This is a genomic window from Gordonia alkaliphila (assembly GCF_023017165.1).
GTDB lineage: Bacteria > Actinomycetota > Actinomycetes > Mycobacteriales > Mycobacteriaceae > Gordonia > Gordonia alkaliphila.
In genome coordinates this window covers 1,584,857-1,602,483 of sequence record NZ_JALKBW010000001.1, presented here as the reverse complement: position 1 = coordinate 1,602,483, position 17,627 = coordinate 1,584,857, and the positions used below count along the sequence as shown (strand labels likewise).

The 17,627-nt window shown below is 68.4% G+C and carries 15 protein-coding genes; 7 read left to right on the top strand and 8 right to left on the bottom strand.

Going from position 1 to position 17,627, the window contains the following annotated elements; translation table 11 throughout:
• Positions 1-67: 67 nt before the first annotated feature.
• The 6 genes from MUG78_RS07155 to MUG78_RS07130 form a co-directional block, all read right to left on the bottom strand.
• On the bottom strand, positions 68-499 hold the full coding sequence (locus MUG78_RS07155) for an Ohr family peroxiredoxin (RefSeq protein WP_246993568.1): 432 nt from the start codon (positions 497-499) through the stop codon (positions 68-70).
• 94 nt (positions 500-593) lie between these two features.
• Entirely contained in the window at positions 594-1,256 is a 663-nt protein-coding gene (locus tag MUG78_RS07150; protein WP_246993566.1) for a hypothetical protein, read from the bottom strand.
• On the bottom strand, positions 1,253-2,677 hold the full coding sequence (locus tag MUG78_RS07145) for a hypothetical protein (protein ID WP_246993564.1): 1,425 nt from the start codon (positions 2,675-2,677) through the stop codon (positions 1,253-1,255). Before MUG78_RS07145 ends, MUG78_RS07150 begins: the two co-directional genes overlap by 4 nt.
• Positions 2,678-2,732: 55 nt before the next feature.
• Complete coding sequence (locus MUG78_RS07140; RefSeq protein ID WP_246993563.1) at positions 2,733-4,001, bottom strand: lipase family protein; 1,269 nt, start codon at positions 3,999-4,001, stop codon at positions 2,733-2,735.
• A gap of 157 nt (positions 4,002-4,158) precedes the next feature.
• Positions 4,159-5,181: an aspartate-semialdehyde dehydrogenase gene (locus tag MUG78_RS07135; protein WP_246993561.1), complete on the bottom strand. Its 1,023-nt coding sequence runs from the start codon at positions 5,179-5,181 to the stop codon at positions 4,159-4,161.
• Between the two features lie 2 nt (positions 5,182-5,183).
• The gene (locus MUG78_RS07130) at positions 5,184-6,449 is read right to left on the bottom strand and encodes an aspartate kinase (protein ID WP_246993559.1); all 1,266 of its coding nucleotides are present in this window, start codon (positions 6,447-6,449) and stop codon (positions 5,184-5,186) included.
• A 108-nt stretch (positions 6,450-6,557) separates the two neighbouring features.
• On the opposite strand from MUG78_RS07130, the gene MUG78_RS07125 reads away from it, so the two are divergent.
• The 5 genes from MUG78_RS07125 to acmB all read left to right on the top strand — a co-directional run bounded on the left by MUG78_RS07125 (position 6,558) and on the right by acmB (position 13,162).
• Positions 6,558-7,733 (top strand): putative hexosyltransferase, encoded by a 1,176-nt coding sequence (locus tag MUG78_RS07125; RefSeq protein ID WP_246993557.1) that lies wholly within the window; start codon positions 6,558-6,560, stop codon positions 7,731-7,733.
• 19 nt (positions 7,734-7,752) lie between these two features.
• Positions 7,753-9,210 (top strand): MFS transporter, encoded by a 1,458-nt coding sequence (locus tag MUG78_RS07120; protein WP_246993555.1) that lies wholly within the window; start codon positions 7,753-7,755, stop codon positions 9,208-9,210.
• Between the two features lie 52 nt (positions 9,211-9,262).
• Positions 9,263-9,826: a nitroreductase family protein gene (locus MUG78_RS07115; protein ID WP_246996893.1), complete on the top strand. Its 564-nt coding sequence runs from the start codon at positions 9,263-9,265 to the stop codon at positions 9,824-9,826.
• Between the two features lie 197 nt (positions 9,827-10,023).
• Positions 10,024-11,877, top strand: coding sequence for a 2-isopropylmalate synthase (leuA, locus tag MUG78_RS07110; protein ID WP_246993553.1), 1,854 nt, complete (start codon positions 10,024-10,026; stop codon positions 11,875-11,877).
• 100 nt (positions 11,878-11,977) lie between these two features.
• A complete protein-coding gene (acmB, locus tag MUG78_RS07105; RefSeq protein WP_246993551.1) occupies positions 11,978-13,162 on the top strand; it encodes a methyl acetate hydrolase AcmB in 1,185 nt (394 codons plus the stop codon).
• On the opposite strand, the gene MUG78_RS07100 is transcribed toward acmB, so the two are convergent.
• Positions 13,144-14,004, bottom strand: coding sequence for an EamA family transporter (locus MUG78_RS07100; protein WP_246993549.1), 861 nt, complete (start codon positions 14,002-14,004; stop codon positions 13,144-13,146). The genes acmB and MUG78_RS07100 overlap by 19 nt on opposite strands.
• 55 nt (positions 14,005-14,059) lie before the next feature.
• On the opposite strand from MUG78_RS07100, the gene MUG78_RS07095 reads away from it, so the two are divergent.
• Together MUG78_RS07095 and MUG78_RS07090 are read left to right on the top strand one after the other, a co-directional pair.
• Complete coding sequence (locus tag MUG78_RS07095) at positions 14,060-15,244, top strand: substrate-binding periplasmic protein (protein WP_246993547.1); 1,185 nt, start codon at positions 14,060-14,062, stop codon at positions 15,242-15,244.
• Entirely contained in the window at positions 15,241-16,539 is a 1,299-nt protein-coding gene (locus tag MUG78_RS07090; protein WP_246993545.1) for a hypothetical protein, read from the top strand. Before MUG78_RS07095 ends, MUG78_RS07090 begins: the two co-directional genes overlap by 4 nt.
• Positions 16,540-16,546: 7 nt before the next feature.
• On the opposite strand, the gene MUG78_RS07085 is transcribed toward MUG78_RS07090, so the two are convergent.
• Positions 16,547-17,608, bottom strand: a complete 1,062-nt coding sequence (locus tag MUG78_RS07085; RefSeq protein WP_246993544.1) for an alpha/beta hydrolase — start codon at positions 17,606-17,608, stop codon at positions 16,547-16,549.
• Positions 17,609-17,627 lie beyond the last annotated feature (19 nt).

Below are 17,627 nucleotides of genomic sequence, written 5' to 3'. Positions count from 1 at the left end.
TCACCCACGGTACCGGTCCGCCGCTGCCGCGTGACGAGCGCCATGCGGCAGCGGCATCGGGGGCGGATCAGACGCTCGTGGTGACCGTGTGCGCGATGTTGCCGCGGGTGGCCTTCGAGTACGGGCAGATGCTGTGCGCCTGGGCTGCGAGATCGTCGGCCTGAGCGGGATCGATGCCGGGGATGGTGACGTGGATGTCGGCCGCCAGGCCCAGTCCGCCGTCGGCGTCGTCGGCACCGATGCCCACGGTGATCTTCACCGTGGTGCCCTCCGGCAGGGTGACGCCGGCTTCCTTGGCCTTGAGGTGCAGGGCGCCGTTGAAGCACGCGGAGTAACCGGCCGAGAACAGCTCCTCCGGGTTGGATCCGTCGCCGCTGCCGCCCATCTCCACCGGCGGACGCAGTTCCATGTCGATGCGGCCGGTCTCGGACACCACTTCGCCGTCGCGGCCACCACCGGTGGACATCGACCACACTCGGTACACGGGATTCACGGTCATCAGATTCGCCTCCATGCGTTGATCCCACCGTCGACGGTGTCGCCGTCGGATGGGCGTCGATCAGTTCCGCATCCGAACGTACTCCGCGGGGCGATTACTCGCGCCAGACCCGAGAAGGCTTGATGCGGTTCGACGCCGGGAGCCAGCGGCCCGCCCCGCCGCTGAAGGTGAGCACCACCGACGCGATCAGCGCGCCCACCGACACCCAGCTCAGGATGCGGTAGGCGATCGACACCTCGGGGTAGGCGAAGAGCAGGTCCGCCACGAGGGGCACGAACAGGATCACCAGCACGCTCACCGCGGCATAGATGCTGCGCAGATTGCGGCTGTGTTGTTTGGCGATGCCCCTCAGCAGCGGATAGGTGATGCCCAGGGCGATCACCCAGCCGACCAGGAGCGCGGGCGGCCAGAAGCTCGCCATCGACGATGCCGTGGCGTCCGCGTCGATCGTGGTGACGTCGGCCATCTGCGGCTTCAGGCGCTCCTCGAGGCGGTCCATCTCGCTGCCGAGGGTCGCGAATCCGTAGACGATGCACACCAGAGCGCTCACCGCCGCCAGGTACCACGCGTACACCGCCCCGGTGGTGAGCGCCCACGGCGGCGGACCCGGATCGGACTTGGGCCGCGGATAGTGCGACGTCAGGTCCGACCGCTCGCGATTGGCGGCCAGCTCGGCCAGGTCCTGCGCGTCGAGTTCGGCCTGAGTCGGGATGGGCTCACCATCGCCGGGCTGCCCCCACGAGCTCGGATACGTCATCGGGAGATCTTCACCATCCGGCTCAGCGTGCCCTGCCAGAGGGATCCGTCCGGCGCGATCATGCCGGTCAGCTGCAGCGGCTCGTCGATCGGCGCGATGCCGATCTCACGGGTCACGACGCGCTTGCCGGTGCGGAAGTCGACGGCCACGTAGTTCACCGGACCCAGCTGCTGCGGTCCGCCGCGGTACGGGCCGTAGCCGAGCGAGTGGATCAGGCCGTCGGCGGTGGACAGGCGCGGCAGCGTGGCCATCCGGTCGTGGCTCTCCCACACCCGGGTGCACTTGCCCGGCGCCACGTCGATCCTGGTCATCGCGCCGACGAAGGGCGCGAAGAGCGGCGCCGCCGGGCCGCCGCTCTCGGCGATCGGCGGGTACTGGAAGCCGTAGGTGCTCGGGATCACCAGGGTGTTGCCGGTCGCCATCGGCGAGTTCTCGGTGCCCTGGTTGGCCGTCGGGAAGGCCCGCATCGAGCAGACCGGGGTGCCGTCATCACTGCGGAAGACGTGCAGGCGCGGCACGGCCGCACTGTCGACGATCGCGACCCAGTCGGTGCCGCCCGGCCCGAAGTAGGTGGGCGTGGTGCCCGAACCCCAGGTGAGCTGGCCGGGCTTGCGGGCCGCACCGCGGTCGTAGGCACGACGCCACGTGGTGGTCGGCACGCCGTCGGCGCCGGCCCACATCTCGTACAGTGCGTGGGTGGTCAGCACGGACACGCCGCCGGGTCGCACCGACAGCCCGTTGCCGAGCTCTTCGCCGCGTGGCAGGTGCATGGAGGCCACCTTCTTGCCGGTGACCGTGCCGACGAGGCCGCGGGTGGTGACCCACCAGATGCGCCCGGTGTGATCCGGGGCCAGGCCGGTCACCGCGTCCCCGCGCAGGTGCTTGGAGATGTCGATCCGTTCGGAGACGTACAGCTGCCAGCCGCCCGAGGTACGACGGTGCGCCACCCGCAGGATGGCGCCGCTGCCGTCGGCCACCACCACGCGGTTGCGGTCGTCGAGGTAGCCGTAGACGCCGCCGAGCAGACCGCCCTTGGTCAACGGGAGCTTGGCCAGGACGGCCGCCGTGTTCTTGTCGAACAGGGTCACCACGGGGGTGGCGAACTGCGGCGGACTGCCGGCGATCACGTTGGTGCACAGGGATACCGGCATCTGATCGGAGCCGATGAAGGTGGCCGCGCACGGTCCGCCCGGAACGCTCGAGGCGGCCAGGCGCGCGGTCTTGCCCGGTCCGCGGAACGCGGTGCTGTCGGTGGACGCCAGGTCGCCGTGCATCAGCGACGTCCACTTGGGGCCGAGGCCCGGAATACCGCTGGGCTCGGCCGACGCCGGTGCGGCGACGGAGCCGGAGAACGCGAAAGTCGCGGCGGCGGCCACCGCAGTGACCACCGCCGCGACCGGACGGAACCTCAGTTTTGCCATGACGGCAGTTCATCACATCGCACCGCGCGGGGTGCGAGGTAGTGCCCCTTCGGGGTCAGCGGTGGAACTCTCCCAGGATGAAGCTGGTGCCGGGCAACAGGAACTGGAGCATCGGCAGAGCGTGATTCACCACGAGGCCCGGGAGGATCGGCGGGATGTAGCTGGTCGTCAACTTCACGTCGGCGCCCTGTGCCCGCCAGTCGCGGTACAGCTGCTTGACCTGCCCGGCGGGGATCACGTCGTCGTGCACGCCGATGGAGATCAGCACCGGGGCGTTCGGCTTGAGCCGACCGATCCGCTGATCGTCGAGCATCTGCTGCACTTCGGGCCGGCGCGCGATCACGGCCGACAGCGGCTTGCCGTCGCGCGTCCACTGCGACGAGCGCTGGAAGCCCGCGGCCAGACCGGTGTCGCCGATGCACTGGGTGGCGGCGTTCGCCAGCACCTGGCGACCCTGCGCGGTGAGTTCCTTGCGCAGGATCGGCGTCAGGGCCGGGTAGCGGGCCTGCAGGCCGTTGATCGCGTAGCCGATGCCGCCAGCGATGAACGTGCCGTCGATCTGATCGATCACCTTGCTCAGGTCGGCCGGCGGCGCGCCCGCATAGGTCGCCTTCACGTTCACGTCGGGGGCGTAGCCCTGCGCGAGCTCAGCGGCCGACGCCGCGGCGCCGCCGCCCTGCGAGTAGCCGGAGAAGGCCACCGGCGCGTTCTTGGGTGCCTTGCTGATGGTGAGCGCGGCGCGCGCGGCGTCGAGCATGGCCCGACCGGACTCGACCCGGTTCACATACGTGTGAACGCCGGGGGTGCCCATGCCCACGTAGTCGGTCACCGCCACCCGCACGCCGTTCAGCAGCAGCAGGTGCATCTCCAGTCCGGCGTAGTTGACCCCGATGCTGGGCTTGAACGGATCCAAGTTCATCGGCAGTGCCAGCATCTTGGACCCGGCGCACTGGTCGCCCTGACCCACGGTGCCCGGACCGATCACGACGGTCGGACGCGGGCCCTTGCCCTGCCACGGAGCGGTCGGTTCGACGACGTAGCCGGTGACCGCGGTGGGCTTACCGTTCTGCAGCGTCGACGTGTACATCATCTTCTTGGCGTTGCCCGGCCACTGGTTGGGCAGGCCCGGAATCTGCAGCAGCAGCGGCGTGGCCGCGGTGCGGATCACGCAGCCCGGCGTGGCCGAATAGGAGGCCGGCGGGCGATAGAAATCGCCGACCGCCGCAGCGGGCGCCGCCGTGACCGCGGCCGTCGCGCTGACCAGGGTGGTGCTGAGCACCAGTGCCCCCAGACCTCGCAGCGGCCGACGACGGCTCGTTGACATGTACTTTGAGATGAATCCCCGACCTGGTTTCATTTTAGCGATACTAGAGGACACACATACTGATCCGTGTTACGGGCCCTCCGACAGCACGCAGTGCGCCCGCCGAGTCTCGCTCGACGGGCGCACTGCCACTTGCTGTGAAATTGTGTAGGGCGACTCAGACCAGCAGTTCAGCGATCTGAATCGTGTTCAACGCGGCACCCTTGCGCAGGTTGTCGCCGGCGACGAACAGCGCGAGACCGTGACCGTCCGGGGCACCCGGATCCTGGCGGATCCGACCGACCAGCGAGACGTCGCTGCCGGCCGCGGCGAGCGGCGTCGGGACGTCGACCACCGTGACGCCGGCCGCCTCGGCCAGAATGGCACGCGCCTCGTCGGGAGTCACCGCCTCGTCGAACTCGGCGTTGATCGACAGCGAGTGCCCGGTGAAGACCGGCACCCGCACGCAGGTCCCGCTCACCAGCAGATCGGGCAGGCCCAGGATCTTGCGCGACTCGAAGCGCAGCTTCTGGTCCTCGTCCGTCTCGCCGGAGCCGTCGTCGACGAAGTCGCCGGCCAGCGGCACCACGTTGAAGGCGATCGGCGCCACGTACTTGACCGGCTCGCCCAGGTCCACCGCGGAACCGTTGTAGACGAGCTGCTCGGCGCCGTCGATCCCCTTGCGAACCTGGGTCGCGAGTTCCTCGACGCCGGCGAGCCCGCTACCGGAGACCGCCTGATAGCTGGAGATCACCAGGCGACGCAGCCCCTTGGCCGCGTGCAGCGGCTTGAGGACCGGCATGGCGGCCATCGTGGTGCAGTTCGGGTTGGCGATGATGCCCTTGGGCGGGTTCTGCGCCAACTCGCCGTTGACCTCGGCCACCACCAGCGGCACGTCGTCGTCCTTGCGCCAGGCCGACGAGTTGTCGATCACGGTGGCACCGGCCGCCGCGAAGCGCGGGGCCTGCACCTTCGACATGGTGCCGCCCGCGGAGAACAGCGCGATGTCCAGACCCGTCGGGTCGGCCGTCGTCGCGTCCTCGATGACGATCTCGCCGCCGTTCCACGGCAGGGTCTTGCCCGCCGACCGCGGCGAGGCGAAGAACCGCACCTGGTCCGCCGGGAAGTTCCGGTCCTGCAGGAGCTGGCGCATCACGCCGCCCACCTGGCCGGTCGCGCCGACCACTCCGAGGCTCACCATGTCTATCGACCCGTTCCGCCGTGCACCACGGCCTCTTCGTCGCCGCCGAGATCGAACTCCTTGTGGAGGGCGCGGACGGCGTCGTCGAGCTCCTCTTCCTGGCACAGCACCGAAATCCGGATCTCCGAGGTGGAGATCAGTTCGATGTTCACACCGGCCTCGCTGAGCGCCTCGCAGAAGGTCGCCGTGACGCCCGGGTGGCTCTTCATACCGGCGCCGACCAGCGACACCTTGCCGATGTTCTCGTCGAGGACGAGCTTGGAGAAGCCGATCTCGTCCTGCAGTGCACTGAGCTTCTCGATCGCCAGCTGGCCGAGCTCCCGCGGCAGGGTGAAGGTGATGTCGGTCTTGCCGGTCTCCTCCTTCGAGATGTTCTGCAGCACCATGTCGATGTTGATCTCGGCGTCGGCGACGGCACGGAAGATCCGCGCCGCGTTGCCCGGGGTGTCGTCGATACCGAAGATCGTCACCTGAGCTTCGCTGCGGTCATGTGCCACACCGGTGAGAATCGCGTCTTCCACGGGGATGTCCTCCATCGATCCGGACACCATGGTGCCGGGCTTGGTCGAGTACGACGAGCGCACGTGAACGGGAACGTTGTAGCGGCGCGCGTACTCCACGCACCGGAGCATGAGGATCTTCGCGCCGCACGCGGCCATCTCGAGCATCTCCTCGAAGGAGACCTGCGACAGGTGCCGGGCGTCCGGCACGATCCGCGGATCGGCGGTGTAGATGCCGTCGACGTCGGTGTAGATCTCGCAGACGTCGGCGCCGAGGGCCGCGGCCAGCGCCACGGCTGTCGTATCCGAACCGCCGCGACCGAGCGTGGTCACGTCCTTGGTGTCCTGGGCGACGCCCTGAAAACCGGCGACGAGGACGATCTTGCCGTCGTCGAGTGCGCTGCGCACGCGACCGGGGGTCACATCGATGATCTTGGCCTTGCCGTGGCTGGAGGTGGTGATCACCCCGGCCTGCGAACCCGTGAAACTCTGCGCGTCCTCGCCCAACGCCGAAATCGCCATCGCGACAAGCGAATTCGAGATGCGCTCACCGGAGGTCAGGAGCATGTCCATCTCCCGCGCCGGCGGATTCGGGTTGACCTGTTCCGCCAGGTCGAGCAGTTCGTCGGTGGTGTCGCCCATTGCGGAGACGACCACGACGACGTCGTTGCCCTGCCGTTTGGTTTCGACGATGCGTTCCGCGACGCGGCGGATCCGTTCCGCGTCGGACACCGACGAGCCACCGTACTTCTGGACCACCAATGCCACGTTCGGGGGCCTTCCTATACTCGGTCTACTCGCGTGCTTCTTTCGGTGGCCACTGTACCGGTCCCGACCTGGGTCTCCGAAGTGAGCGGCCTGCGTACGATCGTTGCGGTGACGCCCGCAACCGCCTCGACCCGGCCGCGCACCGGTGTCCCGCAGTGGAGTCCGGCCATTCTCGTCTACCTCGCCGTGCGAGGCATCGGCGTCCTGGTGCTCGGCCTGATGGCGGCCCGACACGACGAGCCGCTCTCGAGCGTGCTCGCCGAATGGGACGGCCAATGGCTGCTGGCCATCGCCACGCACGGGTACGACGGCGTGCCGTCGACCCTCACCGACGCGCAGGGCATCCACACCGCGGAGACCGCCTACGCCTTCTTCCCGGGCTATCCCCTGGTGGTCGGGTGGCTCGCCGCGGTCCCCGGCATCAGCCCCGTCGGCGCCGCCGTGGTCCTCAACGTGATCTTCGGCGCGGTCGCCGCCGTCGCCGTGGCCAGCCTGGGTGCCCTGTGCGCGCGGCACACCCGGACCGGCGGCGACCCCGACCGCGCCGGGCTGTACCTGGTGGTGCTGTTCGCTGCGACCCCCATGTCGGTGGTGCTGACCATGACCTACACCGAAGCGCTGTTCTGCGCGCTGGCCGCCTGGGCCCTGGTCTGGGTGCTGGAGCGCCAGTGGCTGGCGGCCGGCCTCGCCGCGCTGCTCATCGGTCTGGTCCGCCCCACCGGCGTCGCGGTGATCGCGGTGGTGATGCTGGCCGCCCTGCTGGCCGCCCTGCTGGCTCGGCGCGACGGACCGCGCGCCTGGGCCGCGGTGGTGCTGGCTCCTCTCGGCTATCTGGGCTACCTCGGTTACGTGGGAATGATGACCGGCTCGTTGACGGGCTGGTTCACCGTCCAGACCAACGGCTGGAACACGAGCATCGACTTCGGCGCCGCCGCCGGCCGCTTCCTGATCGACGCCTTCACCACTGCCGAAGATTTCGCGACCATCGCCACCGCCCTGGTGATGGTCGGCACCGTCGGACTCCTCGCGTGGTCGTTCTCCGCGCGCCTGCCGTGGCCGGTGCTGCTGTACGGCGCGCTGGTCACGGCGTCGATCCTGCTGTCGAGCGGGCTGATGATGAGTCGCGCCCGCCTGCTGCTGCCCGCCTTCGTCCTGCTGATCCCGTTGGCGCTGGTCCTGTCGCGGCAACGGTCGAGCACCGCGGTCGCCGTCCTGGCCCCCGTCGTCGTCGGCAGCGCCTGGTTCGGCGCCTATATGCTGACCGTCTTCCAGTACGCGATCTGACCTCCAGGAGCCTGCACCGATGTCCACCGGGATCAGCGAACGTCGGGCCTGGGTGGGACTGGGAGTCCTCACCCTGCCGGTGATCCTGGTGTCGATGGACTTCTCCGTCCTCTATCTCGCCATGCCGACCATCGCCCGCTCGCTGGAGCCGAACGCCACGCAGGAACTGTGGATCCTCGACGTCTACGGCTTCCTGATCGCCGGCCTGCTGATCACCATGGGCAACCTGGGCGATCGGATCGGGCGACGACGCATCCTGCTGGCCGGCGCGGCAGTGTTCGGCGTGGCCTCCGTGGCCGCGGCGTTCGCCCCGTCGGCCGGCGCGTTGATCGCGGCCCGCGCCTTCATGGGGCTGGGCGGCGCTACCCTGCTGCCCGCGAGTCTGGCCTTGATCGCGAACATGTTCCCGCGCGACGAGGTCCGAGCGCACGCCATCGGCATCTGGACGGCGGCCTTCGCCGGCGGCGCCGCGATCGGGCCGGTGGTCGGCGGCGCCCTGCTGCACCACTACTGGTGGGGCGTGGTCTTCCTGATCAACATCCCGGTGCTCGCCGCGCTGTTCCTGCTCGGCCCGTTCGTGCTCCCCGAGTACCGCATGAAGGCCACCCATCCGTTCGACGTCCTCGGCGTGGTGCTGTCGCTGCTCGGCATCCTGCCACTGGTCTACGCGGTGAAATCGGCCGCCGCACACGGCATCTCGCTGGGCAACGTCCTCCTCGGCCTGGCCGGCATCGCACTGTTGGCCGCCTTCTTCATGCACCAGAAACGCGCTCCGGCCCCGCTGGTGAATCTGCAGCTGTTCGCCAACGCCACCTTCAGCGCGTGTATCGCCGTGGCCCTCGTCGGCATGATGGCGCAGGGCGGGATGTCGTACCTGATCAACGTCTACCTGCAGTCGGTGCGCGACTTCGACGTCCTCGACGCTGCGCTGGCCGGCCTGCCGATGGCGGTGACCGTCGCGACGTTCTCGATCGGCGCCTCCCGCGTGGCGCGGTGGGTGGGGGTCCGCCGCGCGTTGAGCCTGGCCGTCGCGCTGGCCGCCGCTGGCAACCTCGGTCTGCTCGCTCTGTCCACGACCAGCCCCCTGTGGGTGTTCCTGGCCCTGACCGCGGTGACCGGTGTCGGCTACGGCTTGCAGTTCGCCTTGGTCACCGACGCCGTCGTCGGGTCGGTGCCGCCCCAGCACGCCGGTGCCGCCTCCGGCATCTCGGAGACCAGTTTCGAGCTCGGCACGGCGCTCGGCCTGGCGCTGTTCGGGTCACTCGCCACCGCGGTGTTCCTGTCCCGGGGCGACGGCCGATTCGCCGACTCGCTCGGCGCCACCCTGGACCTGGCCGACGGCGCCGCCGGCTCGGAGCTGGAACTCGTCGCCAAGCAGGCCTTCGTCGACGGCATGCACGCGGCCGCGCTGGCCGGCGGCCTGGCCTTGGCGATCCTCAGCGTCGTCGTGGCCTTCGTCATGCGCGAGCGCCACTGAGTCTCTCCTCCCCTACCGTGGAGGCATGCCCGAAACCAGCACCCGCGTCGACGTGCACCCGCTGATCGCGGAGCGGTGGAGCGCGCGCGGATACGACCCCACCGCCGTCATCGACGACGACGACCTCACCGCCATCCTCGAAGCAGGTCGCTGGGCCCCCACGTGGGGCGGCCTCGCGCCGGTGCGCTTCGTCGTCGGACGTCGCGGGGACGAGACCTTCGAGGCGCTCACCGCCGTCATGAAGCGCGGCAACCGCACTTGGGCACCGGCCGCAGCCGCCCTCATCCTCGTGTGCACCACCAACGAGCCCGACGACGTGATGAAGCACGAGTACGGCGCCCTGGACGCGGGCCTGGCACTGAGCCAGATGATCGTGCAGTCCGTCGCCCTCGGCTTCAACGGCCATCCGATGGCCGGTTTCGACAAGACCGCGGCCGCCGAGACGTTCGGCGTCCCGGCACATCTGCGTCCGATCGCCATGCTCGCCGTGGGCCGCGTCGCCGACGATCCGACGTCGGTGCCCGCGGAGATCCGTGAGCGCGATGCCGTGCCGCGCACGCGATTGCCGCTGGACCACATCGCCTTCGCCGGGCAGTGGGGCCGTCCCTTCGAGTGAACCGTCCGGTCCGCGCCGGTGCGGGATGCGCCACGTTTTCTTGGCAGTGCCTGAACCGCTGTCGTAGACTGGCCCTGTGCAGCGCGTTCTTCTTCTCGGATGCCGCGGCGGGGTCTGATTCGACCGGCCCTCCGTCGCGGGCCCTTTCGACGCGCCGGTCAAACCCCTTCCTTTCTCTCATAGGAGCTTGACCAGTCATGTCACCAGCAGACGTATTCGCTTCCGGCCCGAGTCGCATCGTGACCCCGAACGGTCCGATCCCGGCCGGCCAGCCCGCCTACAACCCGCAGCGCAATTCGACGATGCCCGCGCATCGCTACCGCAGCTTCGCCGACGAGGTGGAGCAGATCTCGCTGCCCGACCGCACCTGGCCGGACAAGGTCATCGACCGCGCCCCGCTGTGGTGCGCCGTGGACCTGCGCGACGGCAACCAGGCGCTGATCGACCCGATGAGCCCGGCCCGCAAGCGCCGCATGTTCGATCTGCTGGTCCGCATGGGCTACAAGGAGATCGAGGTGGGCTTCCCGTCGGCCAGCCAGACCGACTTCGACTTCGTCCGCGAGATCATCGAAGACGGCGCCATCCCGTCCGACGTGACCATTCAGGTCCTCACCCAGGCCCGCCAGGAGCTGATCGAGCGCACCTTCGAGGCATGCGACGGTGCACCGAACGTGATCGTGCACTTCTACAACTCGACGTCGATCCTGCAGCGCCGCGTGGTCTTCCGTGCCGATCAGGAGGCGATCACCAAGATCGCCACCGACGCCGCGAAGCTGTGCCTGCAGACCGAGAAGCAGTACCCGGACACCAACTGGCGCTACGAGTACTCCCCGGAGAGCTACACCGGCACCGAGCTGAGCTACGCCCGCGACGTCTGCGACGCCGTCTCCGAGGTGATCGCTCCGACCCCGGACAAGCCGCTGATCATCAATCTGCCGGCGACGGTGGAGATGACCACCCCGAACGTCTACGCCGACTCGATCGAGTGGATGAGCCGCAACCTGGCCCGTCGCGACTCGATCATCCTGAGCCTGCACCCGCACAACGACCGCGGTGAAGGCGTCGCGGCGGCCGAGCTGGGCTACATGGCCGGCGCCGACCGCATCGAGGGCTGCCTGTTCGGCAACGGCGAACGCACCGGCAACGTGTGCCTGGTGACGCTGGGCATGAACATGTTCTCCCGCGGCGTCGACCCGCAGATCAACTTCTCCGACATCGACGAGATCCGTCGCACCGTGGAGTACTGCAACCAGCTGAACGTGCCCGAGCGCCACCCGTACGGCGGCGACCTGGTCTTCACCGCCTTCTCCGGCAGCCACCAGGACGCCATCAACAAGGGCCTGGATCAGATGAAGATCGACGCCGACGCGCAGGACTCCGACGTCGAGGACATCGTCTGGCAGGTGCCGTACCTGCCGATCGACCCGAAGGACGTCGGCCGCAGCTACGAGGCCGTGATCCGCGTGAACAGCCAGTCCGGCAAGGGCGGCGTCGCGTACATCATGAAGGCCGACCACGGTATGGAACTGCCGCGTCGTCTGCAGATCGAGTTCAGCCGCGAGATCCAGAAGATCACCGACGGCGAGGGCGGCGAGGTGAACCCGAAGGAGATGTGGGACGTCTTCGCCCAGGAATACCTGGAGCCGATCACCCCACTGGAGCGGATGCGCCAGAAGGTCGACGCCGCGGAGGAGGACGGCGGCAAGGACTCGATCACCGCGGTGGTCCGGGTGGACGGCACCGAGCGCGAGATCGCCGGTTCGGGCAACGGCCCGCTGGCCGCGTTCGTCGACGCCCTGGGCACCGTCGGCTTCGACGTGCGGATCCTGGACTACTACGAGCACGCGCTCACCGCGGGCGGCGACGCCAACGCGGCCTGCTACGTGGAGACCGAGATCAACGGTGAGACCGTGTGGGGCGTCGGCGTCGCGTCGTCGATCACCACCGCCAGCCTGCGCGCCGTGGTCTCCGCGGTGAACCGCGCGCACCGCGTCGCGGGCGAAGCAGAGGTCGAAGCGGCCGCCGAGGGCGCCCGCACCTGGGCCCCGTAGGACCCCAGCGCCCCGCAGATCACAGCCTCCAGGGTCGGGCGATAGGCGATACAGTGCGGATGACCGCGCTTGCGCCCCGCCCGACCCCGGAGGCTTTCTGATGTCTGCACGCACCGCTGCACTCGACGACCTGCTGCGCCGAGCGACCACCACGGACGACCCGCAGGCGCGGGTGCCGGGCGTGGTCGCGGCGGTGACGCGGGCCGACGGCACGCTGTACGAGGGCGCGGCCGGGGTGCGCTCGGTGGGCGACGACGCGCCGATGACCGTCGACACGGTGTTCGCCGGCTACTCAATCACCAAGGCGGTCACCGGCACCGCCGTGATGCAGTGTGTGGAGGACGGACTGCTCGATCTGGACGCCCCCGCCGCCGAATACCTACCCGAGCTCGATGAGCTGCAGGTGATCGAGGGCTTCGCCGACGACGGCAGTCAGGTGTTGCGGGCGCCGTCGACCCGGATCACCACCCGCATGCTGATGCTGCACACCGCCGGATTCGGCTACGCGTTCTTCTCCGAGGTGTACGGGCGGCTGCTGGCCGAGACCGGGCAGCCGGACATCACCGGCGCCACCAAGGCCGCGCTGATGACCCCGCTGCTCTTCGACCCGGGCACCCGGTGGAACTACGGCACCAGCATGGACTGGGCCGGGCTGGTGGTGGAGGCGGTACGCGGCCGCCGGCTCGGCGAGGTGATGGCCGAGCGGATCTTCGCACCGCTGGGGATGGCCGACACCGGTTTCACCATGACGCCGTCGATGGCCGAGCGACGGGCCACCGTGCACATGCGCACCCCGGACGGCACCCTCAAGCCCACGCGCGCCGTGCTGCCACAGGACCCGGAGATCCAGATGGGCGGGCACGGCCTCTATACGACGATGCCCGACTTCACGCGCTTCCTCCGAATGTGGCTGCGCGACGGCGACGGCGAGCACGGCCGGGTGCTGCGCCCGGAGACCGTCGCGGCGGCCGCCGCGAACGGGCTGGGCGAACTGAAAGTGGGTCCGCTCGCCACGTCGTCCCCGGCGCTGGCCCGCAGCACCGAGTTCTTCCCCGGGCTCAGCAAGTCTTGGGCGTACTCGTTCATGGTCAACGACGACTCCGCGCCCACCGGTCGCAGCGCCGGCTCACTGGGCTGGGCGGGCCTGGCGAACCTGTACTTCTGGATCGACCGCTCCGCCGACGTGGCCGGTATCTGGGGCAGCCAGATCCTGCCGTTCGGCGACCCCGGCGCGCTGTCGGCCTACCTCGACCTCGAGACCGCCGTCTATCTCTCGCTGCCCTGACTGCTGGTGGCGCCGTCACCCGTGCGCAGCAACAGCAGGCTCACCACCACCAGACAGAGCCCGAGCAGCCCCCACCACCCGAGTGTCTGTCCGAGAATCAACCAACCCAGCAGCGCGGCCACGGCCGGGAGGGTCACCGTGAGGATCGCGAAGGTGTGCGGCGACATCACCTTCAAGCACAGGAGGTCGATCACGTAGGGCACGACGCTGGCCAGCACCGCGATGCCCACCAACTGTCCCCACGTCGAGAGCGTCATCGTGGTCCAGGGAGACGCATCGCCGACCCCGGACGCGATCAACCCGGTACTCACCCCACCGAGTGCCAGACCGATGCCGAACCCGACGAGGCGTTCTTGCACCGATTCCGTCGAGTGGCCGAGCCGGATATAGGTGGCCCAGAGCGCCGCTGAGGCGAGGGCCAGCAGCAGACCGAGCCCGGCGGTGTCTGCGAACTGCGGAACGCCCACGCGGAGATACAGCACCACCACTCCGGCCAGTCCGGACATCACCATGATCGCCGATCGCGCGGACCGTGCAGCCACTGCAGCCAGGGCGATCGGCCCCACGAACTCGAGGGCGGTGGCAACACCCAGGGGCAAGGTTCCCGCGGCCCCGAAGGACGCGATGTTCATCACCGACGCAACGATCCCCAACAGCAGCCCCTCGCGCGACATCCGCGCCGATCGACGCGCGAGGACCAGTCCGACAGCGAGAAAGATCAGTCCGGAGAAGAATGCACGGGCGGAGCCGATCAGCCACATCGGTGTGCTGTCGGCCAACATGACCGCGAGCGAGTAGCCGAAATACTGGACCACCACACCGATGAGAAAGAGCGCCGACATACCGTCACCCGCATATCGGAATCGGGTGGCGCTCACCTACCCGAGACCCATCGGGATGAACGCCATTGAATTGACATCCATCCTCCCCCGACAGTACATTCCGATCGTGTCAGACACATCGGCTCCGCTACGAATCCCCACTCTGGCCGAGCTACGCGAAAAAGACCGCGCGAAGCGCATTGCGATCATACTACCCATCGTGGCGCTACTGGTGATCGGCCTGGTGGTGATCACCCGGGTAAACATGGAGGCACTGTTTCCCGCGCGACGCGTGATTGCACTGACCGAGCAGTGGGGGCCGACCACTCTCACGAACGCCGACAACGGCGGGCCGGCCGGAGAATTGGTCAAGTCGACGCTGGGCGCGGCCGGCTACGATGTCGACCTGAAGTTCACCAACTGGGAAATCGCCTACAGCCGGGTGGCGAACAACGAAGCATTCACCGCCTTCCCGATCGTGAAGAGCGCCGAGCGCGATGAGAAGTACCGATTCTCGGATCCTTTCTTCTCGGTCGAGTACGTGGTCTTCTATCGTCGCGACCATATCGATGCGCAGCGCTTGACGGCCGAGGACCTGAAATCCATGAGCACCGTCTTCCTCAGCGGATACGACTATTGGCCTAGCGCCGCCTCGACATTCGCCACTAAAGCACAGAACATTCGGCTCGGAAACACCGACTTCACAGCCAACGAGGCCTTTGTGGCGCTCGCGAACGGAGAGGTCGACTTCGTGATCGAGGGCCGCGCACAGGGCGAGTTCATTCTCAATTCTTCAACCTTCCCCGCAAGCGCTCACGAATTCGCCACCCTCGACCCGAAATATTTCGAACCACTCGGAATCACCGTGGCAAACACCACTCCGCTCCATATGATCTTCCCGAAGTCGACCAATAGCGATGTCATCGACAAGATCAATGCCGCCCTCAGAGATTTCCGCAGGGGCGACAAATACCCGCTACTCGCGGCGCAAGCGAGCGGAGGCGACTGCGGACTGGACTCCGCACGCATCATCGATGGCGCGGCACTCATCCGTACCGGGGCCGGCGCAGTCGTCACGCCCGTGGACGGCACGGCGGTCACCGTCCTCGCTTGGGGCGCACCGGGGACCCGCTGCACCGTCCCGAAAGGCTTGCCGACTCCGGGTGACGGCGAGGCACTGATCAAGTTCGGTCCCGGTCCCACCGAAGGGACGGTCGCCGTTGCCCCGATCACCCGCCTGACGTTCGGGGCCGACTCGTGATCTTCTATTCGGTATCCCCCTTCGCCACGCCGTACCGAGAGCAACTCGGCCGCAGTGAGTACCAGCCGTCGAACTACCAGGCGAGCTGGCGACAAGTCCGCGACCAGTTTCCCAAGAACAAAAACCTCGACGCTGCCCGCTTCCCACGAGCCGGATCCGAGAACCGCGACTTCGAGCCCGAATCGACCAGTGGCTTCCGGCACCGCAGCGAGGTCGCCGTCTTCGATCTGACACCGCCGAGTTCGGTGTTCTCCGAGGGCGACACCATCGTCGAACACCTACGACTGTCCGTGTATCCCCACGGCACCGCACTCCTCGAATGCGTGTGGCGCATCGAGGAACCGGACTTCACCGCCCTCAACGGTGACCTGGTCGACATCCACGAACGCGTTCTCGAGAGCGTCGGCGGCACCGTGCAGTTCTTGTTGGCCAGCCTCAGTTCGCTGGCTTTCGATGCGGGCATCCTCGCTAAACTCCCGGCGAAGACCAGTGCGACGGCGCAGCTCTCGCCCCGCTGGACATCCGGCGCGATGATCCTCGACGCAGAGGTGGTGCCGCACACGTCCGTCGCCGAATGGCTCGGCGCCCAGGGCCTCGAGGACGCGGAGATCGCGCAGTTCTGCAGCGGCGATCGCAGCCAGGTGGCGACCTGGATGCGGTACGTCTACCGAATCGCCGGGGCCCGATCGAGTTCCCTTCTCGATTCCCAAGAGATCCGTCCGATGCGCTACTGCCAGTACATCTACGCCGCCGCCGAGATCGCCGACGAGGGACTCTCCGTGGCGCTGGGCCGCTCGTACGACAATGTCCGCCACCGCGAGGTTTCGGCGGTGCGCACAACGCTCAACGAGTCCGCCAATCGGCTCCGCGTGCTCGACCTGGAGCACTCGGCGCTCCTCAAGAAGATCTCGCCCGGCGAGCGCAGCGCAATCGCGCAGATCCTCACCCACTGGGAGTTCAGCGACCTGGTCGTCACACCCGCTGAAGCGAAAGGAACCGCAGCCCGCGAACGACTGGCCGAGCTCACGTCGCGGAATCAGCGCACCGCCGCGCTGATCAGCGAAGTCATCTTGCTCGGCATCGCCCTGACCTCACTGTTCGCCACGGTGCTGGCGCTCATGCAGTACGGACGATCGATGGTCTCGGACCCGACCTACAGCAGTTACGCGCAGGAATCCGGATCATTCCTGGATCAACTGTCAGGTGTCTCGACCAACGCGATGCTGATCGGCACCTTCACCATCTGCATCGTGCTGTCGGCCGCCTACCTGGCGGTGAAGATGCGGGACCGCTGACTCGGCGTCAGCTCAGCGCATCGACGACCGCGGCACCCATGCGCGCCATGTACTCCCGTGCGTCCGGCGAAATCAGGGTCATATTGACGAACCCGTGAATCATCGAACCCGCACGCTCGAGCGTCACCGACACCCCGGCCGCGCGCATCGCCTCGGCGTACGCGATGCCCTCGTCACGCAGCGGATCGAAGCCTGCGACGACGACGTAGGCCGGCGGCAGGCCGGTCAGATCGTCGGCGCGCAGCGGGGACACACGAGGGTCGGCGAGCTGCGCGGGATCGGTCACATAGCGTTCGGTGTAGTAGTCCATGTCGGCGCCGGTGAGGAAGTACCCCTCGTTGAACTCACGACGAGACTCGGTCTCGGCGGCCATGTCGGTGACCGGGTAGATCAGCAGCTGCAGCTTCGGCACCACGGCCTCCCCGCGCGTCAGCTGGGCCACCACTGCCGCCATCGCGCCGCCCGCCGAGTCGCCGGCGACCACGATGTTCGTCGGATCGATCCCCCACGTCGGGGCCTGCTCGACGGCGTAGCGCCAGGCGGCGAGCGCATCGTCGATCGCGGCCGGGAACGGGTCCTCCGGTGCCAGCCGATACTCGATCGACAGCACGTCGACACCCGATTCCACCGCGAGGCGGCGGACCGCACTGTCGTGGCTGCGCCGCGAACCGAGCGCGAAGCCGCCGCCGTGGAAGTACACGATCAGGCCCTGCGCGGCCCCGGGCTCGGCGCGATAGCGGGTGGCCTCGAGCCGTCCGCCGGGGCCGTCGAAGGCCAGGTCCTCTTCCACCGCGAAGGGCGGGAACGTCTCGGCCAACGACGCCGCCGACGCATCCATGTTCTTGCGCGCCGCGACCGGCGGCGGGCCGGTCATCGCCATCCCGGGCACCTTGCTGGTCACCAACGCCACCAGCGCCATCTCCGGAGCCAGCCGCTCCCCAGCGGAGTTGACCTGGGTGACCCGACTCGCCAGGCCGAGCACCGAGGCAGGAATCCGCCCGGCGGCTCGGAACAGGCCGCGCTGCACGCGGTCGGAAGCGGAAAGGTGGACGACTGTTGCATGGCTCACAGCGCCGACGCTATCACCG